Origin of the sequence: Pseudomonas sp. AP19 (assembly GCF_001728855.1) — a bacterium.
Classification (GTDB): Bacteria; Pseudomonadota; Gammaproteobacteria; order Pseudomonadales; family Pseudomonadaceae; genus Aquipseudomonas; species Aquipseudomonas fluorescens.
This window is the reverse complement of sequence record NZ_LXJP01000068.1, coordinates 1-21,913: the sequence shown is the minus strand read 5'-3', so window position 1 is coordinate 21,913 and position 21,913 is coordinate 1. Positions and strand designations below refer to the sequence as shown.

Sequence of the window (21,913 nt, the reverse complement as noted above, 5' to 3'; positions counted from 1 at the left end):
GCTCAGGACGTCGGTGCATGACCGGCGAAGGAACGCACAATGTTTGGCCATGGACTCGGCCCGGCCCGCCAACGCGGGGCCATCGGTCTGGTGGGCGCAGTGACCCTTGGGATCGCATTGTTGTTTGTGTTGCTGGTGGTCGACAGCGGTCGTTTGTACCTGGAGAAGCGCAAGTTACAACGTGTGGCCGATACCGCGGCACTGGAAGCGGTGAGCCGCGGCGGCACCTGCGCGGCGCCGAATAACAATGCCGCGCAATTTGCCACGCAAAGCGCGGAACGCAACAACTTCAAGGTCGATGCCGATCGCACGCTGGCAATCGCCTGCGGCACCCTGGCCACAGGGGCAGACTTCATGCGCACCTTCAGCGCCGACCCCACCAAGGCCGACGCCATCCGGGTCATCGCCACCCATCGCGTCGCCACCAGCATCGGCGACGCCATCCACACATTATTCTCGGCGCGAACCCTCAGCCAGACCTCGCTTTTGAGCGCCACGGCGGTCGCCGCCGCACCCGCGCCGCCTGTGGCGACGCTGACCGTTCGCAGTACCTTGTTGACGGTGGACAGCACCAAATCGGCGGCACTCAACGGCTTGATCGGCGGCTTGCTGGGGGGCAAATTGCAGATCGATGCAGTGGGCTGGAAAGGCTTGATCAACACCGACATCAGCTTGCTCAGCTATCTGGACGCGTTGGCCATCCGCCTCAACGTCAGCGCCGGCAACTACGACCAGTTGCTCAAGACCGACGCGACCGTCGGCCAGTTGATCCAGGCCGCCATCGATGTGCTCAAGCTGGGCGGTAATGCGGTCCAGGTGGTGATCAATAACCTCGAAGCAATCAAGCTGATTGCCCCAGGCACGCAGATCCTGCACCTGGGCGACCTGATCAATATACAAAACGGCACGGACAAGAGCGCCCTGGACGTCAACCTGCAACTGTTCAACCTGATTCAGGGCTTTGTGCAGCTGTCCAACAAAGCCAGCGCGGTGGCCGTCGAGTTGCCGGTGGACGTACTGGGGCTGCTGAATATCACGGTGAAGACACGTGTCATCGAACCCGCGCAAATTTCTGCGATTGGCAACCCGCAGTTGATCGACACCCAGCCGATTTTTGTGCGGACCGCGCAAGTCCGCACCTGGATTTCCTTGAAGTTGCCTGTCATCGACGTGCTCAACAAAGTGATCGGTCTGGTCACCGATGTGGTGGGCTTGCTGCTGGGCAGTTCACTCGATCCGGTGCCGGGCACGCAAATCGACATCGCCCTCGAAGCTGCCAGCGGGAGCAGTTACGTCACCGGCTACCGCTGCAACGGCCCCGCCGACAAATCATTGGCCGTGACAGGCAGCACGTCGGCGGTGAGATTAATGGTGGGCCAGATAGATCCGAAAAACCTGTTCTCCTCCACCGAAACCCTCAAAGTCGACGACTTTGCGCTGCTCGACCTCGGCCTCAAAAAATGCAGCCGGGGCGTGTGCGAGCCCAGGCAACCCTACGCAGTCGGCGGCCTCAGCCTGAGGGTCGACAGCAGCGTGGCCAAGACCACCCGCGACCATGTCTACGTGGCGCCTGCGGAGGTGAAGCAGCCGCCGAGCTATTACAGCTTCAGTTCCACTAACGTCATCGGCAGCCTGAGCAACACCCTCAACGGTATCCGGTTAACCAGCCACACACCGACGCTCGACGGGTTGCTAGGCTTAGTGCTCGGCCTGGTGGTCGGCATACTGACCGAGGTGCTGAACCTGCTCAGCGGTGTCATTTCAAGCGTGCTCAGCCCATTGCTCGACCCACTGGTCAACAGCCTGCTCGCCGGCCTGGGCATCGACCTGGCAAAAGTCGAAATAGGTGCCAACCTGTCCTGCAACCCCGGTGGCCGGGCGATGCTGGTGATTTGAACACATCAAGCCCGCTGATCATCATCCAACACGCTAACCTATTAAGCCGCCCCGACCTTGTCGCTGGGCGGCGGTGCGCATTAGATTAGCCAATAGTCCAAGGCCTTTAGAATAAGCAGAAGGGATAAGCATGGCGCTTAACGACCAATCGACCCAGATTCGCCCAGGCGAAGAACTTGATGCCAGCCTGATCGATCCCTACCTCAAGGCCCACATTCCGGGCTTGAGCGGCGCGGTTAACATCAGCCAGTTCCCCGGTGGCGCGTCGAACCTGACTTACCTGCTCGAATACCCAGGCCAGGAATTCGTGCTGCGGCGCCCGCCGTTTGGCCACAAGGCCAAGTCTGCCCATGACATGGGCCGCGAGTACCGCATTCTCAACCAGCTGAAAGACGGCTTTCCCTATTGCCCCAAAGCCTATGTGCATTGCACCGATGAGTCGGTGATCGGCGCCGAGTTCTATGTGATGGAACGGGTCAACGGGATTATTCTGCGCTCCGACCTGCCGCCTGAGCTGGGCCTGGATGCGGCCAGGACCGAAGCCCTGTGCAAAAGCTTTATCGACAAGTTCGTTGAACTGCACCAGGTCGATTACAGCGCCTGCGGCCTGGCCGACCTGGGCAAGCCTGAAGGCTACGTAGAGCGCCAGATTCGCGGCTGGAGCGACCGCTACGAAAAAGCCCTGACCCCCGATGCCCCAAGCTGGGAAGCGGTGCGTGCATGGCTCAACGACAAGATGCCGGCCGACCACCCCACCTCCAGCATCGTGCACAACGACTACCGCTTCGACAATGTGATCCTCGACCCCGACAACCCGATGCAAATCATCGGCGTGCTCGACTGGGAACTGACCACGTTGGGCGACCCGCTGATGGATTTGGGCAACACCCTCGCCTATTGGATCGAAGCCGCTGACCCGGCGCCCGTGCAACTGATGCGCCGCCAGCCGAGCAACGCCCCCGGCATGCTCACGCGCCGTCAGTTCGTCGATTACTACGCCGAGCGCGCCGGCATCCGGATCGACAATTTCGATTTCTACTACACCTACGGCCTGTTCCGCCTGGCCGGTATCGTGCAGCAGATCTATTACCGTTTTTTCCACGGCCAAACCCAGGACAAACGCTTTGCGCAGTTCATTCATATGAACAAGCTGCTGGAGCAAATGAGCCTGAATGTCATCGACAAATCCGCCCTCTGAAGGAAACCTTATGTCCAAGACTCACCTGTTCGACCTCGACGGCAAGATTGCGTTTGTTTCCGGCGCCAGCCGCGGTATCGGTGAAGCCATCGCCAAGCTCCTCGCCCAGCAAGGCGCCCATGTCATCGTCTCCAGCCGCAAACTGGAAGGCTGCCAGCACGTGGCCGATGCGATCATCGCCGCAGGCGGCAAGGCCACGGCCGTGGCCTGCCATATCGGCGAAATGGAACAGATCACCGAGGTGTTCGCCGGCATCCGCGAACAGTTCGGGCGCCTGGATATCCTGGTCAACAATGCTGCGACCAACCCGCAGTTCTGCAACGTGCTCGACACCGACCTCGGCGCGTTCCAGAAGACGGTTGACGTCAACATTCGCGGCTACTTCTTCATGTCTGTGGAAGCCGGCAAGCTGATGCGCGCTAACGGCGGCGGCAGCATCATCAACGTGGCGTCGATCAATGGTATTTCCCCAGGCGTATTCCAGGGTATCTACTCGGTGACCAAGGCCGCGGTGATCAACATGACCAAGGTGTTCGCCAAGGAATGCGCCGAATTCGGCATCCGTTGCAACGCCCTGCTGCCCGGCCTGACCGACACCAAGTTCGCCTCGGCGCTGGTGAAGAACGACGCGATCCTGAAAATGGCCCTGGCGCAAATCCCGCTCAAGCGCGTGGCGGACCCGAGCGAAATGGCCGGCGCGGTGCTGTTCCTGGCCAGCGATGCCTCCAGCTACACCACCGGCGTATCACTGAATGTGGACGGTGGTTTCCTGTCCTGACCCGCCCGGCACACCAACCCCCCAGGAGCGCTGGCACGCCCGCGACAGCGGCGTGCCAGCCATTGGATTGACCGGCACAGCGCGATCATGCACGAGCTTGAAGCCGGTTGATTCAGGGGCGCGTGAACTGCTGGCGTAGCGCTTCGATGCGAGGTCGGCAGGCACACCCTTCCAAGTGGTCATTGACCATGCCCATGGCCTGCATCAGCGCATACATCGTGGTCGGGCCGACAAAGGTCCAGCCGCGCTTCTTCAAGGCTTTCGACAAACGCACCGACGCCGGTGATGTCGGGTTGCCTGTCCAGTACGCCATGTCCACCACCGGTGGGCGCTCCTCATAAGCCGGTTCAAATGCCCACAGCCAGCGCGCCAGCGAGCCGGTTTCCTCCACCAGTTCACACGCTCTGCGCGCATTGTTGATGGTCGAGACGATCTTCGCGCGGTTGCGCACAATGCCCGGGTCATTCAGCAGCCGCACGATGTCGGCCTCGGTGTATTGCGCCACACGGCGAAAGTCAAAGCCGTCAAACGCGGCGCGGAACTGCGCGCGCTTGCGCAAAATGGTGATCCAGGCCATGCCCGCCTGAAAACCTTCCAGGCAAATCTTCTCGTACAGCTGGGTATCGTCGGCGACAGGCACGCCCCATTCATCATCGTGGTAACGCGGGTACTCCGGCGCCGCTGTGCGCCAGGTGCAGTGGGTCAGCCCGGTGGCATCCGTGGTCAGTCCTGGTTTGTCCATCCATCACCTCGCGTAACAAGCGGTGGATGATAAGCGAAAATTTTTCCGACCCGCCAACCGCTCAAGCATCGCCATCACCGACCAACTGGTCAGACCGGGACCGGTCAAGCCGCGAATATTTACTTGTGATTTCAAAAAAACCGGGCGTAGACTGGCCGCGCACTGGACTTACCGGTAAGACCACAACAATTAAGCCCTGGAACCACCAGGGCACCGAATAGAGATCCCTCCCATGCTCAGATGGTGCTCGCGTTCGATTTTCCTGCAAGTCGTGATTGGCCTGATGCTCGGCATCGTCTGCGGCCTCGCCCTCCCCGAATTCTCCTCACAACTCAAACCCCTGGGTGACGGCTTTATCAAGCTGATCAAGATGCTGATTGGCCTGATCGTGTTTTGCGTGGTGGTCAGTGGTATTTCCGGGGCCGGTGACTTGAAGAAAGTCGGGCGCATCGGCCTCAAGTCAGTGATCTATTTTGAAGTACTGACCACCGTCGCCCTGGTGATCGGCCTGATCATGGCCTTCAGCACCGGCATCGGCACCGGCGCCAATATCCACCTGGAGCAGTTGTCCTCGGCCGGCCTGAATGAACTGGCCGACAAGGGCCAACATATCCGCGGCACCAGCCAGTTCCTGATGGAGCTGATTCCCAACTCGGTGATCGGCGCCTTCGCCGACAACAATGTGCTGCAAGTGCTGCTGTTCTCGGTGCTGTTCGGCAGCGCGCTGAACCTGGTGGGTGAAGCCGCTTCCGGGATCTCGCGGCTGATCAACGAGCTGAGCCACGTCATCTTCCGCATCATGGGCATGATCGTACGCCTGGCGCCCATCGGCGTGTTCGGTGCCATCGCCTTCACCACCAGCACTTATGGCCTGGATTCGCTGCAACACCTGGGCAGCCTGGTGGGTTTGTTCTACCTGACCTGCTTTGCCTTTGTCGGGCTGGTGCTGGGCCTGGTGATGCGCCTGTCCGGCCTGCGCATGCTGCCGCTGCTCAAGTACCTGCGCGAAGAGCTGCTGATCGTGATGGGCACCGCGTCGTCCGACGCCGTGCTGCCGCAGATCATGCGCAAGCTTGAACACCTGGGCATCGGCAGCTCGACGGTCGGCCTGGTGATTCCCACCGGCTACTCGTTCAACCTCGACGGTTTCTCGATCTACCTGACCCTGGCCATCGTGTTTATCGCCAATGCCACCGGCACGCCGTTGTCGATGACCGACCTGCTGACCATTTTGCTGGTGTCACTGATCACCTCCAAAGGCGCCCATGGGATTCCAGGCTCGGCGCTGGTGATTCTGGCGGCGACCCTCACGGCCATTCCGGCGATTCCGGTGGTGGGCCTGGTGCTGGTGCTGGCGGTGGACTGGTTCATGGGCATCGGCCGCGCGCTGACCAACCTGATCGGCAACTGTGTCGCCACCGTGGCCATTGCACGCTGGGAAAAAGACATCGATATCCAGCGCGCCAACAAGGTGCTGCACGGCGAGCAAGGCTATGCCTTTCAGACCAAGAAGCCGGTGTTGCCGGCGCATCAGGAGTTCTGACCCATTCCATGTGCGAGACCGATCAACTGTGGGAGCGGGCTTGCTCGCGAATACGGAGTGTCAGTCAGCCTATGATTTAGCTGACACAACGCCGTCGCGAGCAAGCCCGCTCCCACAGTTTGATCGTCGCCAGTTTGGCCACCGTATTTGCACTATCAAGGAGACGTAGACGTGATCAGCACCTCAACCGTCGTCAACTCAGTCGTCGAAAAACTGCGCGCCGCCCTGGCGCGGGGCCAGTGGCGGCGTGGCGAAATGCTGCCCGGCCAGCGCGAACTGGCCGAGCAGATGGGCATCAGCCGCCCGAGCCTGCGTGAAGCCGTGATCGTCCTGGAAACCCTCGGCCTGGTGCGTTCGATGCCGGGCAAGGGCGTGGTAGTGCTGGAAACCAGCCTCAGCGAACCGCAATCGAGCGACGCCGTGGCGGACGCCAGCCTCGAAGACATTCTGCAACTGCGCTACACCCTCGAGCCCTTCATCGTCGGCCTGGTCGCCCAGTCCATCAGCAGCAAGGAAGTCGGCCAACTGCGCCTGACGCTCATGGACATGCGCGAAGCCCTGGATGCAGGCGATGCCGAAGCGGGCATGAACGCCTACATCGGCTTCCACGAAGAACTGTTCGCCCTCACCTCCAACCCGATCTTCCAGAACGTGGTGCAACAGACCAGCAACGCCCTCAAGCAGAGCGCCCAGGTGTTGCGTAACTCACCCGAACACCTGGCCGAACGTCTGCAGGAAAACGAGGCCGTGGTGCGCGCGATCCGCAACAAGAACAGCGCCCTGGCGAGTGCCGAAATGCGTCGGCACATCCTCCAGGAAGGCCTGCGCATGGGCATTCGCTTGAACATCCCGGACGACCATCTGGGCAGCTGACTTTTTTGGAGACAGGCCATGACCGCTCACGCGCTGCACCGCAAATCAGTCTTCACCGCCCTGCCCGCGATGCGCCTGGTAGCCGGTAAAAAGCCGTCGGTGGAAGACATCTACCCGCGCCTGTTCGACGCCATTCTGGAACAACGCATCGCCCCCGCCAGCCGTTTTACCGAAGAAAGCCTCGGCGAAACGTTTGGTGTCAGCCGCAGTGTGATTCGCCGGGTACTGGCAAAGCTGTCGCACCAGCAAGTCATCATTCTGCGCCCCAACCAGCGCGCCCAAGTGGCCGCGCCGGACGCCCTGCAAACCCAACAGATTCTGGAAGCGCGGCGCCTGACGGAAGTCACCGTGGTGCAACTGGCGTGTGCGCACGCCACACCGACGCAGGTTCGCCACTTGCGTGAGCTGATCGCTCGCGAACGCGAGTGCATCGATCGCGATCAACGCGGGCCGGCGATTCGCCTGTCCGGGGAGTTCCACCTGCAATTGGCCGCGATGGCGCGCAATGCGCCCCTGGCGCAGTTTCTCAACAGCCTGGTGCCGCTGACCTCGCTGATCATTGCCCAATATGAGGCGCACGCCTGCACTTACTGTGCGTGGCAGGAGCACGCAGCCATTGTCGACGCGGTCGAGCAACAGGATGCGCACAGCGCAGTCAGCCTGATGACGCGGCATCTGGATCACCTGGAAACCAAGCTACTGAACCGCGATACGTTTGCGAAAAAGCCGACATAATCGGTTATGGCTGAGCGGCAGAATGCATTCATCCCTTAGCTAACGCCTTACACACGGATGAATACTGCCATGCGAGCCTTCACCTCTACCTTGTTCGCTGCCCTTTTCGCGCTACCTCTTCATGCCGACGCACAGGCAGGCGACGCGTCAGGTTTTGGCGCGGCGATCATCACCCCAGCGCGCCCAGTGTGGTTGCTCGAGCAACCCTACGCAGACAGCCCGAAGCTCACCGCACGCACCGTCGGGGTCAGCGCCTACGGCGGCTTTCACGTCAAGGCCAGCCTGGAGATCAGCTGTTACCCGCAGAACCCGCTGGCCAGCCTTGCGCTGCAGATCGCCCCGCAGTCACTCGGTTTCGACAGCGATCCGTTTGAGGGTAAAGACGCCAGCGCAAACGGTCCGTTGCGTGTTACCACCGGCACACGCGCAAGCATCGAACTCCCGGTAAATGGGGTTTGGACTGACGGCGGGGCTTTCCAGATCGGTACACTCTTTGTGCTCAGCGCCGCTGTTCCGCCCGCTGAATTAGCCTACTGGCTCAGCGATGCTTCACAGGGCCAAACACTGACCCTGTCGCTGGCACCTGCCACAGCAGGTGCAGCGCCGTTGACCGCAACGTTCGTACTCCCAGAAAACAACACCGGGTTGAACAAAATCCTCCGAGCTTGCCGGGGTGTCGCCAGCGCGACGCTGCGCTAGTTTTTGCGCGCAAACCACTGTGGGAGCTGGCTTGCCTGCTCCCACAATTAATCCAGGTGTTGGGTAAATCGGCCGCCAACAAAAAGCCCCCGTATCTCACGATACGGGGGCTTTGGTTTTACCGCGGGATCAAGCCGGCGCGAGCACCGACTGGCCGCTCAATGCCAGGTCCAACAACTCACGGTTAGCCACCGCGTACATGGCGTAGTCCGTGCCAACCGCTGCACGAATTTCCACCATCATTGCACGCCAGCGATCGGCCATGTCCTGGTGCTGCTCAAGCCACAGGGCCACGCGGGCTTCCATGTCTTGTGGCGCATCGGCCATTTGCAGGACCGCGATGGTGATCGCCCGTTGCTGCCAGTCCACATCGTCGCGGAACGCTTCGCGTGCCTGGGCCTGCCAGTTGTTGGCCACCGGCAGATCGCTGATCTGCTGCAGGTACCACGGCAAGTCCAGGGCACTGCCCACGGCGAAGTAGGCCTTGGCCACTTCAGCGGCGTCATGCCCGGTGACGTCGGCGGCTTCGATGATCGGCAGCAAGGTGTACAGGTGAGTCGTGCCTGCAACCATGCGCGCCAACAACTCCGGCACGCCGGCTTCGGTGTAGGCCTGGTAGCGGTTCTGCCAGCCTTCGCGGGTCGGGCCTTCCAGCAGTTCGTCGAGCTTGAGGCCCAGCGCGGCCAGGTGTGGACCGAAATGCGCGGTGTCACGGCCAGCGTCCTGCTCGTTGCGACGGCTGCGCAGGAACCAGCGCGTAGCACGGCGGCCCAGGCGCATCAGCTCGTCCATCAGCTCCAATTGCACGTCGGCGGAGACCTGGTGGTCCAGGGCTTCGATCTGACGGAACCAGTGCGGGAGATGGAAGATGTCACGCACAATCACATACGCGCCCGCTACGTTCGCCGGGCTCATGCCGGTCGACTCTTTGAGTCGTTGAACGAAAGTGATGCCCATGTGGTTCACCAGGTCGTTGGCGATCTGGGTGCTGACGATCTCACGCTTGAGGCGGTGGCGACGCATGGCCTCACCGAACTTGGCGACCAGGCTCGGTGGGAACGCGGTTTCCATGTCACGGGTCAGGTAGTCGTCATCCGGCACCAGCGACTTGAGCAGTGCTTCCTTGAGGTCGATCTTGCTGTAGGAGATCAACACCGACAGCTCCGGACGGGTCAGGCCCTTGCCGGTCGCGGCGCGCTCGGAGAGCTGCTCCTCGGTCGGCAGGTACTCGATGGCGCGGTCCAGCTTGCCACGGCCTTCCAGGTCGCTCATCAGGCGCTTGTACTCAGCGGCGCGCTCGTAGGCTTTACGGGCGGCCAGCGACAATGCCTGGGTTTGCTTGTAGTTGTTGCCCAACACCAGGTTGCCGACTTCGTCGGTCATGCTCGCCAGCAGCTGGTTGCGCTGCTTGTCGGTCATGTCACCGGCCTGCACCACTTCGTTGAGCAGGATCTTGATGTTCACTTCGTGGTCGGAGCAGTCCACGCCACCGGCGTTGTCGATGAAGTCGGTGTTGGAACCGCCGCCATTGAGGCCGAATTCCACACGGCCCAGCTGCGTCATGCCGAGGTTACCGCCCTCGCCCACGACCTTGCAGCGCAGCTCGTTGCCGTTGACGCGCAGCGCGTCGTTGGCCTTGTCGCCCACGTCGGCATGGCTTTCGGTGCTGGCCTTGACGTAAGTACCGATGCCGCCGTTCCACAACAGGTCCACTGGCGCCTTGAGCAAGGCATTCAGCAGTTCGGTCGGGGTCAGCTTGTCGGCCTGGATGTCGAAGCGTTCTTTCATCTGTGGCGAGATGGCAATGCTCTTCGCGCTGCGCGAGAAGATACCGCCGCCTTCGGACATGATGCTGGTGTCGTAGTCGGTCCACGCCGAACGCGGCAGCTCGAACATGCGCTGACGCTCGACGAAGCTGGTCGCCGGGTTCGGGTTCGGGTCGATGAAGATGTGCAAGTGGTTGAAGGCCGCGACCAGTTGCAGCTTGTCGGACATCAACAGGCCGTTACCGAACACGTCACCGGCCATATCGCCGACGCCCACCACCGTGATGCTGTCTTCCTGCACGTTGATGCCGCGCTCACGGAAGTGACGCTGCACACCGACCCACGCGCCCTTGGCGGTGATGCCCATTTTTTTGTGGTCGTAACCGGCAGAACCACCGGACGCGAACGCATCGCCCAGCCAGAAGCCGTAGTCGATGGCGATACCGTTGGCGATGTCGGAAAAGGTCGCAGTGCCTTTGTCCGCAGCCACAACCAGGTACGGGTCATCGTCGTCATGCCGCACCACGTTGACCGGCGGCACCAGGGCGCCGTCTTTCAGGTTGTCGGTGATGTCCAACAGGCCGGAAATGAAGATGCGGTAGCAGGCGATGCCCTCGGCCGCGATCTCGTCCCGGCTGCCGCCCAATGGCAGGCGTCGTGGCAGGAAGCCGCCTTTGGCGCCCACCGGCACGATCACCGAGTTCTTCACTTGCTGGGCTTTTACCAGGCCGAGCACTTCGGTGCGGTAATCCTCTTCACGGTCGGACCAGCGCAGGCCGCCGCGCGCGACGTTACCAAAGCGCAGGTGCACGCCTTCGACACGCGGCGAGTACACGAAGATTTCAAACTTCGGCACCGGCTTGGGCAGCTCGGGAATGGCGCGCGGGTCGAACTTGAAGCTGAAGTACGACTTGTTCTGGCCGTTGGCGTCAGTCTGGTAGAAGTTGGTACGCAGCGTGGCCTTGATCAGGTCCAGGTAGCGACGCAGGATGCGGTCTTCGTTGAGCACCTGAACGTCGTCCAGGGCGGTGAGGATCGCTTGTTCCAGACGTTGCTGCTTGTCTTCCAGGTCATCGGCGGTGAGCTTGCGCGCCAGGTAGAAGCGGGTCTTGAACAACCGGGTCAACTCGCGGGCGATGTCGGTGTGGTTGTTCAGGGTGCTGGCGATGTAACCCAGGTCGAAGCCCAGGCGGATCTGCTTGAGGTAACGCGCGTAAGCACGCAGCAAAGCCACGTCGCGCCACGGCAGGCCGGCGGTCAGCACCAGGCGGTTGAACGCATCGTTTTCGGCATCGCCGTGAACGATGTGCACGAACGCGTCCTGCAGGGTGTCGTTGAGCTGCTGGATATCCAGGTTCACGCCTTCGGCGGCGATGAACGCAAAGTCATGGATCCAGAACTCGCGGCCATTGGCATGGCGCAGGCGGTATGGGAACTCACCCAGCACGCGCAGGCCGAGGTTTTCCAGGATCGGCAAGACGTCCGACAGCGCCAGCGGCGTATCGGCGTGGTAGAGCTTGCAATGCAGCTCGCGTTGGCCGGAGACCTGACCCAGCGGTTGGTAGAAGCTCATCACCAGCGGGTTGGCTTCGGTCAGGCTGTTCAGGTGCTGCATATCGACCACTGCCGAATGCGCAGCAAAACGCTCGCGGTAACCGGCGGGGAAGCCTTTTGGGAAATCCGCCAGCACGTTGGTGCCTTGGGCTTCGCCGAAGCTTTCCACGACCAGGCTGGAGTAGTCGTCCTGCCAGCTGCGACAGGCCTGCACCACTTCTTTTTCGAGTTGCAGCGGGTCAATGGCGATGCGGTTCTTCGGGTCAACCCGCAGAATCAGTTGCACACGGGCCAGCACGGATTCGGAGAAGAAGGTCCAGAACTCGCAGTCCGAGGCTTTCAGGCGATCCATCAGCACTTGCTGGATCTTCTGGCGCACTTCGGTGGAATAAATGTCACGTGGCACGTAGGCCAGGCAGTAGCAGAAACGACCGTAGGGGTCTTTGCGCAGGAACACGCGGATCTTGTTGCGTTCCTGGATCTGCACGATCGACATCACGGTGCTGAACAGCTCGTCGACCGGGGTCTGGAACAGGTCATCGCGCGGCAGCACTTCAACGACTTGCGCCAGTTCCTTGCCCAGGTGAGCCTTGGCCTGGAAGCCCGAACGTCGTTCGATTTCCGCAACCTTGCGGCGGATATAAGGAATCACCCGCACGCTTTCGCCGTACACCGAAGAGGTGTAGAGGCCCATGAAGCGGTGTTCCTTGATGACTTTGCCGTCGGCGCTGATCTCGCGGATCGACACATAGTCCGGATAAGCCGGGCGATGCACGCGGCTTGGGTGCGCGGCCTTGGCGAACGACAGCACAACCGGCTCGTTCAGGTAGGCCACGGCGTAGTCTTCGATACGCAGGTCTTCGGCGGTGAGGCCGGCACGCAGCAGCTTGGTCAGACCGAGGAAGGAATTGGCGTCATATTCGATATGACCGCCCTCCGCCCCGTCACGTACCACGAACTCTTCATAGCCGAGGAAGGTGAAGTGGTTGCCCACCAGCCATTCCAGGAAGCTTTTGATCTCGGCTTTTTCTTCGCCGTCGATGCTGAACTGGCTCGCATCAATGCCGGCCAGCAGGTCCTGGACCTTGGCTTTCATCGGCTCGAAATCGGCCACGGCCACGCGCACTTCGCCCAGCACTTGCTCAAGCTCTTTGCTCAGCACGTTCAGTTCGGCGGCATTGGCGCAGCGGTCGATTTCCAGGTACATCAGCGATTCTTGCAGGATGCCTTCGCCCTGGGTGCCCTTAGGCAGGATTTCCAGCAGCTCGCCCTTGTTGCCACGGCGCACGCTGAGAACGGTGGTCTGCAGGGTGTGGATGCTGTAGCCGCGACGGTTCAGCTCGGTACGGACCGAGTCCACCAGAAAGGGCAGGTCATGGTGCAGCACTTCGACGGCGGTATGGGTCGACTGCCAGCCATGACGTTCGTAATCGGGGTTGTAGACCCGCACTTGCGGTTGGGTGTGATCAAAGCGCTCAAGCAGGCGCCAGGCAGACAAGGTGCAACCAGCCAGGTCGGAAAGACGACGTTGGGTCAGTTCGTCCAGGGAAATGATGCCGAAAAATTGTTCAGCGAACAGCGCCACTTGTGGCAGTGCCTGTTCACTGATGTGCTGCGCCAGTGCCGCTTGCAGTTGATGCTGGAAGTCGGCCTTGCTGGCTGCGGTGAAGAACGCCATCTGTGGTACTCCGCTTGGGCTTGTTATTGATGGAAGCGTCGCGTGTTATCCCCTTGCGGGGAGACCGTCAGCGCTGTTCGTCGATACGGCTGATAGCACCATAAACGAATCAGGGTGACAGGTGGGTGAAGCTGGACAAGACAATGAGGTCACATACAACGCCCATAAGATAGGCCGCATGCTGGGCGACGGTACGACGGGCAGGTCAGACTCCCGGCACAGGGCACATCCGTTGCGCAGCTTAACGAGTGTAGGAAGACGGCTGCTTGCGATGCTGCGACATATTCGGTCATCGGTACGCAGGCCTGGGCTTGCGACTTGAGCAACCCGTATTGTTGCGCAGAAAAACCGGCTATTTTCAGGCCCGCGAGTACCGAAAATGACTGATACAGTCCGTCAGGTCATACCCTGGGTCTGACACAGAATGCAGCACAAAATTCGCCGCAATGGCACAATTGCCCCGCTGCGCCCTCCCCCAAACAGGATTTCCCATGCTGCAACTGAACACCGACGCGCTGATGGCCACCCCGTGCGACGACGAAGAAGACAACATGGCCATGCTGTGCTGCCACGGTAAAAACGGCGAGATGTTCATGCTCACCCGTTACCCGGACGAAGATGAAGTCGAACTGACTTGGGATTACGAGCCGTCGACCCTGGACGGGCTGAAGGTCACGCTGAGCGACACGACGTTGCTGATTGAACTGGCGGCGGGCGATGCCGACGCGCTGGGCGGCAAGGATCAGTTGCAGATCATCCACAGCACCGCCGCGGCGGATTTGGCTGAAGTTGAGGAAACCTTACAGAACATCCTCAAGGGCACGGGTACGTTCGCCCGAATCTAAGCTGCACCCACGATCAAATGTGGGAGGGGGCCCTCCCACATTGAGCGTGTTCCCATACAAATTTCCTACAAGATTTGCCAAAAATACCCGTCACGCCGTTAGTCGCCACCCCCCTCGATGCATTAAAGTAGGCGCCCCAGGCCCGGCGTTTTTTCTCGACGCCCAGGCTCACCTCTCCAGGAACCGTCATCGATGGAACATCGTGAAGCGCTGCTCGCGCTGCGAACCTTTCTTTCTACGCAGATTCTCGGCCAGGAAAAACTCATCGATCGCCTGCTGATCGCCCTGCTTGCCGACGGCCATATGCTGGTCGAGGGCGCACCAGGCCTGGCCAAGACCAAAGCCATCAAAGAGTTGGCCGAAGGCATCGAGGCGCAGTTCCATCGCATCCAGTTCACCCCCGACCTGCTGCCTGCCGACATCACCGGCACCGAGATCTATCGCCCGGAAACCGGCAGCTTTGTGTTCCAGCAAGGGCCGATTTTCCACAACCTGGTGCTGGCCGACGAAATCAACCGGGCGCCGGCCAAGGTCCAGTCGGCATTGCTCGAAGCCATGGCCGAGCGTCAGGTCAGCGTCGGGCGCAGCACCTACGACTTATCACCGCTGTTTCTGGTGATGGCCACGCAAAACCCTATCGAGCAGGAAGGCACCTACCCCTTGCCCGAAGCCCAGCTCGACCGCTTCCTGATGCACGTCAAGATCGGCTTCCCGGATGCAGCGGTAGAGCGCCGCATCCTGCAACAAGCCCGAGGCGAAGCGCTCAACGGTGAAACCAAGCCCGAACGCCGCGTCAGTCAGCAGGCGATTTTCGCCGCGCGCAAGGAAATCCTCGGCCTGTACATGGCCGATGCGGTGGAGGAATACCTGGTGCAACTGGTGATGGCCACGCGCACGCCGGCCAAGTTCGACCCGGAAATGGCCGAGTGGATCGCCTACGGCGCCAGCCCGCGCGGTTCTATCGCCCTGGACCGCTGCGCCCGCGCCCACGCCTGGCTGGCCGGCCGCGATTTCGTCAGCCCGGAAGATATCCAGGCCGTGCTGTTCGACGTGCTGCGCCACCGCATCATCTTGTCGTTCGAAGCCGAAGCGGCCGGCATTGACCAGGACCGCGTGGTGCAACGCATTCTCGACGTCGTTGCCGTCGCTTGAAACCCATGAACGCCAGCGATGGAATCCGCGTCACACTCAGCGAATTGATTGAGATGCGCCACCGTGTGCGCGAAGTGCAGTTGTTTTCCACGCCGAGCCAGCGCAGCCCGTTGATCGGCCTGCACCACTCCAAGTTACGTGGGCGTGGCGTGGATTTTGACCAGGTGCGCGTGTACCAGGCCGGGGACGATGTGCGCACCATCGACTGGCGTGTGACGGCGCGTACCCAGGAACCGCACACCAAACTGTTCCACGAAGAACGCGAGCGGCCGATTTTCATCATGGTCGAGCAAAGCTGCCGGCTGTTTTTCGGCTCTGGCCAGATGTTCAAGTCGGTACTGGCCGCGCAAGCCGCCAGCCTGATCGGCTGGGCAGCTCTGGGGCATAACGACCGCGTTGGTGGGCTGGTATTCGGCGACAGCGAACACTACGAAATCAAGCCCCGACGCAGCAAACAAAGCCTGTTGCAACTGCTTAACCGCCTGGTGCGGGTCAATCAGAGCCTCAACACCGAAAGCCGCCCCGAAGCCGACGCCCTCGGCATGGCCTTGCGGCGTGGTCGCGAAGTGTTGCGCCCGGGCAGCCTGGTGATTGTGATCTGCGATGAACGCGCGCTCACCGAAGGTGCCGAACAGCAGCTGAGCCTGCTGTCACGGCATTGCGACCTGTTGCTGCTGCCGATCTCCGACCCGCTGGACCACGCCCTGCCCGCTGCGGGGTTGTTGCGCTTTGCCGAGCGCGGCGCGCAGTTGGAGCTGGACACGCTTAACTTTGACTTACGCCAGGCTTACAAGGCCCAGGCCGAAGCGCGCATCGCCCGCTGGGAGCTGCTCGCACAGAAGCTGCGGATTCTATTGATGCCCTTGAGCACCCAGAGCGAAATGGTCGAGCAGCTGCGCGAATACCTCAACCCGCAACACCCGGTTAAAAAGCAATGAGCAGCCTCGACCGACTGCAACCCCTGATCGCCCCTCCGGCCATTGGTTTCTGGCCTCCTGCGCCGGGCTGGTGGCTGTTGCTGCTGGTGATTCCGCTCTGCGCCTGGGGGCTGTGGTGGCTGCGCCGTTTCCTGCCTGCGCGCCGCCCGGTGGCGCGTGCCGAACAACCGCTGGACCCGCTGCGCATCACCGCCCTGGCAGAACTGGCGCTCATGCCCAAACCCTACGACGGCGCCCCCGCCGGCGCCTGGCTGCAGCAGCTCAACGGTTTGCTCAAGCGCCTGTGCCGCAACGACTACCCTTACAGCCAGAGCCACACCCTCAACGGCCGTAAATGGCTGGCGTTCCTCGACAACCGCTGCCCTGCTGCCGGCCTGACCCGCTGGATGGTGCTGGTGGAAGGCGCCTACAAACCCGAATGCAAACTCGACGACAAGGCCATCGCCGGCCTGACCCAAGCCGTCGACACCTGGATTCGCAAACATGTTTGAGTTCGCCTGGCCGTGGATCTTTGCCCTGTTGCCATTGCCCTGGCTGATGCGGCTGATCCTGCCCGTGGCCGACAGCGGCGAGCCCGCCTTGAAAGTCAGCTACCTGGCCGACCTCGAAGGCCTGGCCCGCCGTCGCGCGCGCGTCAACCTGCCGGGCTGGCGCCAGCAAGCGCCCTTCGTGGTGCTGTGGCTGCTGCTGCTGAGCGCCGCCGCCCGCCCGGAATGGCTCGGCGAACCCCTGCCGATTGCCGCCAGCGGCCGCGACTTGCTGGTGGCGGTCGACGTGTCCGGCTCCATGGACTTCCCGGATATGCACTGGCAAGACGATGAGGTCAGCCGCTTGAGCCTGGTCCAACACCTGCTCGGCGACTTCCTGGAAAGCCGTGAAGGTGACCGCGTCGGCCTGATCCTGTTTGGCAGCCAGGCCTACCTGCAAGCGCCGCTGACCTTCGACCGGCGCACCGTGCGTGCCTGGCTGGACGAAGCGCGCATCGGCATCGCCGGCAAAAACACCGCCATTGGTGATGCGATTGGCCTGGCCTTGAAACGCCTGCGCCAGCGCCCGGCGCAAAGCCGCGTGCTGATCCTGGTCACCGATGGCGCCAACAACGCCGGGCAAATCGACCCGTTGACCGCCGCGCGCCTGGCGGCTGAAGAAGGCGTGAAAATCTACCCCATCGGCATTGGCGCCGACCCCGAGCAAACCGGCTCCCTGGGCATTCTGGGCGTCAACCCGAGCCTGGACCTCGACGAACCCGCGCTGAAAGCGATTGCCGAGGCGACCGGTGGCCGCTACTTCCGCGCCCGTGACGGCGACGAACTGCAAAAAATCAAGGACACCCTCGACCAGCTAGAGCCCGTCGCCCAACAACCGACACAAGCCCGCCCGTCCCAGGCGCTTTACAGTGCACCCTTGGCCCTGGCCTTGATCCTGAGCCTGTTGCTGGTGGTCCAGGAACGCTGGCCCAACAACGCGCTGCAACGCTTTTTCAATAAACTCTCGACCAAGGGCATTTTCCTGCAACAGCACCCCGAATGGCGCCAACGCCTTAAACGCCTGCGTTTGCGGAGGCGTCGATGATCGACCTCTGGCCGCATTGGTTCCGCCCCTGGTGGCTATTGCTGCTGCCGCTGCTCGGCTGGCTGCTGTGGCAACTGTGGCACCGGCAAAAACGCGCCGGGCGTTGGCAGATGATCCTGCCACCGGCCTTTCATGCGGTGCTGCTCAGTGGTGGCAGCGGTCGCGAAAGCAAATCGCCGTGGGTGCTGCTGGGTGTCGGCTGGCTATTGGCTGTGCTGGCGTTGCTGGGGCCCAGCTGGCAACGGGTTGAACAGTCCAGCCAGAAACCCTCCGACCCGGTCGTGGTGCTGCTGGAATTGACCCCGGAAATGCTCGCCACCGACAGCCCGCCCAATCGCCTGGAGCAAGCGCGGCGCAAGCTGTATGACTTGCTGCAAGCCCGCGACAATGCGCCGACCGCAATCGTCGTGTATGCCGGCAGCGCCCACACCCTGGTGCCGCTGTCGGATGACCTGGCCACCAGCCGTAACCTGCTCGAAGCCTTGCGCCCTTCAATCATGCCCGAGCCCGGCCATCGCGCCGACCTGGCAGTGGCAAAGGCGCTGGGTTTGCTCAAGCAGGGCGGCCTCGGTCAGGGCCGCCTGCTGCTGGTGGGCTCATCGCTGTCGAAACAGGAACGCCAAGGCATTCGGCTGCAGTTGCAAAGTGCACAGGCGCCGACGCTGTCGATCCTCGGCATCGGCAGCCGCGAAGGCACACCGGTGACCCAGGAAAGCGGCGAGTTCCTCAAGGATGACCAAGGCGCGATTCTGGTGCCGCGCCTCGACAGCCCGACCCTCAAGGCCTTCGCCACTGAAATGGGCGGCCGTTACCGCGCCGCACGCCTGGACGACAAAGACCTGCGTCAACTCAACCTGCTCGACGGCCCGCAAACCCTGCGCAACGATGGCCAACTGCTGCACCTCGACGCCTGGGCCGACCAGGGTTACTGGCTGCTCCTGCCGCTGTTACTGCTCGCCGCCTGCGCCGGGCGCCGTGGCTGGCTGTTTTGCTTGCCTTTGCTGTTACTGGGGGCGCCGCAACCGAGTTACGCCTTTGAACTTCAGGACCTGTGGCTGCGCCCCGACCAGCAGGGCCAGTACCTGCTCAAGCACAAGCGCCCCGCCGAAGCGGCCGAGCGCTTCGAGGACCCGCAATGGCAAGGCGTCGCGCTGTACGAGGCCGGTAACTATGCCGAGGCCATCAAGCGTTTTGCCCAAGGCAATGACGCCTACGCCCACTACAATCGGGGTAATGCCCTGGCCAAATCCGGCGAACTGGAAGCGGCCATCGACGCCTACGAACAGGCGCTGGAAGCCCAGCCTGACCTGCAACCGGCGCTGAAAAACAAAGCCTTGGTGGAAAGCCTGATGCAGCAACAGGCACAGCCCGAACCGACCAAGCCGGCAAAAAACGAAGATGACGAAACCACCCAACCCGGCCAAACTGCGCAACCGGGCAACGCCGGGCAAAGTGCCACAGGTGGCGAGCAATCGCCCCAACACCAGGGTGAAACCGGCACCGGCGAGACCCCGCCGGGCACTGCACCCAAGGCCGGCGGCAACGACGTACCGGGCAGCGAGTTAGGGGATGAGCAAACCACCACCCCGCCCTTGCGCCCTGCCGATGCCAGCATCGACGGCGAGCACCGTCAGGCTCTGGAGCAATGGCTGCAGGAGATCCCGGACAACCCCGGCGAACTGCTGCGCCGCAAATTCTGGTACGAACAGCAACAACATCAGGACAAGACTCGATGAGCCGCCGCACCACCCTTCTGCTCCTGCTCGCGCTGTCGGCAGGCCACGCCCAGGCGGCGAACCTCGTCGCCAGCGTCGACCGCAGCCGTGTCAATTCCGGGGAAACGGTGGAACTGACGGTGGAGTCCAGCGACGTCACCCAATTCGGCAAACCCGACCTGTCGCCCCTCGACGCACAGTTCGAAGTCAGCGGCACCCGCCAGATCAACCAACTCACCACCCTGGGCGGCGATAACCACGCCACCACGCGCTGGATCATCACCCTGCTGCCCAAGGAAAACGGCACCGTGGTGATTCCGCCTCTACAAGTCGGTGAGCTCAAGACCCAGCCGATCAGCCTGCAAGTGGTCGAAACCGCCAGCCAGAACACCAGCGCCGAACTGGCCCCGGTGTTCATCGAAACCAACCTCGACCAAAGCACTGTGTACGTGCAGGCCCAGGCCCTGTTGACGGTGCGCGTTTATCATTCGGTGTCGCTGTATGACGATAGCAGCCTGACCCCGCTGCAGATTCCCGATGCACGCATCGAGCAGTTGGGCGAGTCGCGCACCTACGAGAAAGTCATCAACAGCATTCGCCATGGCGTGATCGAAACCCGCTACGCGATCTACCCGCAGCACAGCGGCGCGTTGATGATTCCGGCACAGACTTTCAGTGCGACCCTGGTGGAGTCGCGCCCGCCTCAAGAGAACACGCTGCAAGGCACCAAGCCGGGCAAGTTGATTCATGTCAGTTCGGCCGAGTTGCCATTGACGGTCAAACCCAAGCCGGAGTTCTACCCCGCCGATGCGCCGTGGTTGCCTGCGCGCAGCCTGAGCCTGAGCGAAGCCTGGAACCCCGAGCCTGATCACGTGCAAGTCGGCGACTCCCTGACCCGCAGCCTCACGGTCAAGGCCGAGGGCCTTTCCAGCGCGCAACTGCCGGCGCTGCCCAGCACCGACATCAACGGCCTGCGCCGCTACCCCGACCAACCGGTGCTCGCCAACCAGAGCAACGACCACGGCCTGACAGGCAGCCGCGAAGACCGCGAAGCCCTGGTGCCGACCCGCGCCGGCGCCATGGAACTGCCGGCCGTGGAAGTGGTGTGGTGGAACACCCACGAGGACCACCTCGAACGCACCAGCCTGCCCGCGCGCACCCTTCAAGTGGCGACCAACCCGAGCCTGGTGGTGGACACCCCCGCCACGCCGACGGTGATCACTGCGCCGGACGACGACCGCCTGTGGCTGTGGCAACTGAGCACCCTGATCTTTGTGTGCACCACACTGCTGGGTTTCGGCCTGTGGTGGCGTGCACGTCGGCAACCGGCGGTGCAACGTGCCGCGCAAACCGGCCCAAGCCCACGCACACTGCTCGACGACCTCAAGCGCGCCACCCAGGCCAACGACCCGCAAGCCACACGCCAGGCCCTCGACGCCTGGGCGCGGCAACAGCCGGAAACCCTGGCGGATATGGCCGCGCGGTTTGTGCCGTTGTCAGATGCGCTGGACGGACTGAACGGCGCGCTGTACAGCGAAAGCGGCCAATATTGGCTGGGCGAAGACCTATGGCGCGCGATAAAAGCCATTCCCACCGCTGAACGCGAACAAGACCCGGCGACGGATACCACCAGCTTGCCGCCGTTGTATCCCAAGTAACGCTCGGGCTGCCTCACACCAAAGAACCTCTATGGGCGCGAGCTTGTCTGGAAGCCGGGCTTGCCCGCTCCCACAGAAAAGCACAGCGCAGCGGCCTGGCAGTTAAACTCGATCAAATTGTGGGAGCGGGCTTGCTCGCGAATGCGGTGGGTCAGTCAGCACATTTGTAACTGAACCACCGCATTCGCGAGCAAGCCCGCTCCCACATTTGGAACTCATTTCATCCGGTAAACGTGGTGTTGCGCGAACAAGACCCGGCGACGGATACCACCAGCTTGCCGCCTTTGTATCCCAAGTAACGCTCGGGCTGCCTCACACCAAAGAACCTCTATGGGCGCGAGCTTGTCTGGAAGCCGGGCTTGCCCGCTCCCACAGAAAAGCACAGCGCCACGGCCTGGCAGTTGAACTCGGTCAAATTGTGGGAGCGGGCTTGCTCGCGAAAGCGGTGGGTCAGTTACAAATAAGCCGACTGACCCACCGCTTTCGCGAGCAAGCCCGCTCCCACATTTGGAACTCATTTCATCCGGTAAAAGTGCTGTTGCTGTGCTTTTGCCCCGCTTTTGCTTCATCC

Annotated in this window: 17 protein-coding genes; 15 read left to right on the top strand and 2 right to left on the bottom strand. The window is 62.0% G+C overall.

The features are described from left to right. Nucleotides 1-39: 39 nt before the first annotated feature. The 3 genes from A7D21_RS29820 to A7D21_RS29810 all read left to right on the top strand — a co-directional run bounded on the left by A7D21_RS29820 (nt 40) and on the right by A7D21_RS29810 (nt 3,872). Nucleotides 40-1,896, top strand: a complete 1,857-nt coding sequence (locus A7D21_RS29820) for a pilus assembly protein TadG-related protein (protein WP_069553381.1) — start codon at nt 40-42, stop codon at nt 1,894-1,896. Nucleotides 1,897-2,026: 130 nt separating this feature from the next. After that, nucleotides 2,027-3,094, top strand: coding sequence for a phosphotransferase family protein (locus A7D21_RS29815; protein WP_053255781.1), 1,068 nt, complete (start codon nt 2,027-2,029; stop codon nt 3,092-3,094). A gap of 10 nt (nt 3,095-3,104) precedes the next feature. After that, complete coding sequence (locus tag A7D21_RS29810) at nt 3,105-3,872, top strand: SDR family oxidoreductase (RefSeq protein ID WP_053255780.1); 768 nt, start codon at nt 3,105-3,107, stop codon at nt 3,870-3,872. 112 nt (nt 3,873-3,984) lie between these two features. On the opposite strand, the gene A7D21_RS29805 is transcribed toward A7D21_RS29810, so the two are convergent. Next, the gene (locus A7D21_RS29805; RefSeq protein WP_069553380.1) at nt 3,985-4,614 is read right to left on the bottom strand and encodes a DNA-3-methyladenine glycosylase I; all 630 of its coding nucleotides are present in this window, start codon (nt 4,612-4,614) and stop codon (nt 3,985-3,987) included. 217 nt (nt 4,615-4,831) lie between these two features. On the opposite strand from A7D21_RS29805, the gene A7D21_RS29800 reads away from it, so the two are divergent. From A7D21_RS29800 to A7D21_RS29785, 4 genes are all read left to right on the top strand, one after another. After that, the gene (locus tag A7D21_RS29800) at nt 4,832-6,157 is read left to right on the top strand and encodes a C4-dicarboxylate transporter DctA (protein WP_232005473.1); all 1,326 of its coding nucleotides are present in this window, start codon (nt 4,832-4,834) and stop codon (nt 6,155-6,157) included. Between the two features lie 171 nt (nt 6,158-6,328). Then, nucleotides 6,329-7,030 (top strand): FadR/GntR family transcriptional regulator, encoded by a 702-nt coding sequence (locus A7D21_RS29795; protein WP_053255777.1) that lies wholly within the window; start codon nt 6,329-6,331, stop codon nt 7,028-7,030. An 18-nt stretch (nt 7,031-7,048) separates the two neighbouring features. Continuing rightward, entirely contained in the window at nt 7,049-7,765 is a 717-nt protein-coding gene (locus tag A7D21_RS29790; RefSeq protein ID WP_069553379.1) for a GntR family transcriptional regulator, read from the top strand. 69 nt (nt 7,766-7,834) lie between these two features. After that, nucleotides 7,835-8,464 carry a hypothetical protein gene (locus A7D21_RS29785; RefSeq protein ID WP_069553378.1) on the top strand — a complete coding sequence of 210 codons (630 nt, stop codon included), beginning with the start codon at nt 7,835-7,837 and terminating at the stop codon, nt 8,462-8,464. A 129-nt stretch (nt 8,465-8,593) separates the two neighbouring features. Here A7D21_RS29785 and A7D21_RS29780 read toward each other — a convergent pair whose 3' ends face one another. After that, nucleotides 8,594-13,462 carry an NAD-glutamate dehydrogenase gene (locus A7D21_RS29780; RefSeq protein WP_069553377.1) on the bottom strand — a complete coding sequence of 1,623 codons (4,869 nt, stop codon included), beginning with the start codon at nt 13,460-13,462 and terminating at the stop codon, nt 8,594-8,596. A 491-nt stretch (nt 13,463-13,953) separates the two neighbouring features. Between A7D21_RS29780 and A7D21_RS29775 the strand changes: the two genes are divergently transcribed. From A7D21_RS29775 to A7D21_RS36080, 8 genes are all read left to right on the top strand, one after another. Next, on the top strand, nt 13,954-14,307 hold the full coding sequence (locus A7D21_RS29775) for a hypothetical protein (RefSeq protein ID WP_069553376.1): 354 nt from the start codon (nt 13,954-13,956) through the stop codon (nt 14,305-14,307). Nucleotides 14,308-14,499: 192 nt separating this feature from the next. Further along, nucleotides 14,500-15,459: a MoxR family ATPase gene (locus A7D21_RS29770; RefSeq protein WP_003174327.1), complete on the top strand. Its 960-nt coding sequence runs from the start codon at nt 14,500-14,502 to the stop codon at nt 15,457-15,459. Between the two features lie 5 nt (nt 15,460-15,464). Next, nucleotides 15,465-16,397, top strand: coding sequence for a DUF58 domain-containing protein (locus A7D21_RS29765; protein WP_069553375.1), 933 nt, complete (start codon nt 15,465-15,467; stop codon nt 16,395-16,397). After that, the gene (locus A7D21_RS29760) at nt 16,394-16,888 is read left to right on the top strand and encodes a DUF4381 domain-containing protein (RefSeq protein ID WP_069553374.1); all 495 of its coding nucleotides are present in this window, start codon (nt 16,394-16,396) and stop codon (nt 16,886-16,888) included. Before A7D21_RS29765 ends, A7D21_RS29760 begins: the two co-directional genes overlap by 4 nt. Continuing rightward, entirely contained in the window at nt 16,881-17,969 is a 1,089-nt protein-coding gene (locus tag A7D21_RS29755) for a VWA domain-containing protein (RefSeq protein ID WP_069553373.1), read from the top strand. Before A7D21_RS29760 ends, A7D21_RS29755 begins: the two co-directional genes overlap by 8 nt. Further along, the gene (locus A7D21_RS29750) at nt 17,966-19,705 is read left to right on the top strand and encodes a tetratricopeptide repeat protein (RefSeq protein WP_069553372.1); all 1,740 of its coding nucleotides are present in this window, start codon (nt 17,966-17,968) and stop codon (nt 19,703-19,705) included. The genes A7D21_RS29755 and A7D21_RS29750 overlap by 4 nt, the downstream gene beginning before the upstream one ends. Further along, nucleotides 19,702-21,342 (top strand): BatD family protein, encoded by a 1,641-nt coding sequence (locus A7D21_RS29745; RefSeq protein WP_053255769.1) that lies wholly within the window; start codon nt 19,702-19,704, stop codon nt 21,340-21,342. The genes A7D21_RS29750 and A7D21_RS29745 overlap by 4 nt, the downstream gene beginning before the upstream one ends. A gap of 208 nt (nt 21,343-21,550) precedes the next feature. Continuing rightward, the coding region (locus A7D21_RS36080; RefSeq protein WP_218188707.1) for a hypothetical protein at nt 21,551-21,913 on the top strand (363 nt) is incomplete at its 3' end.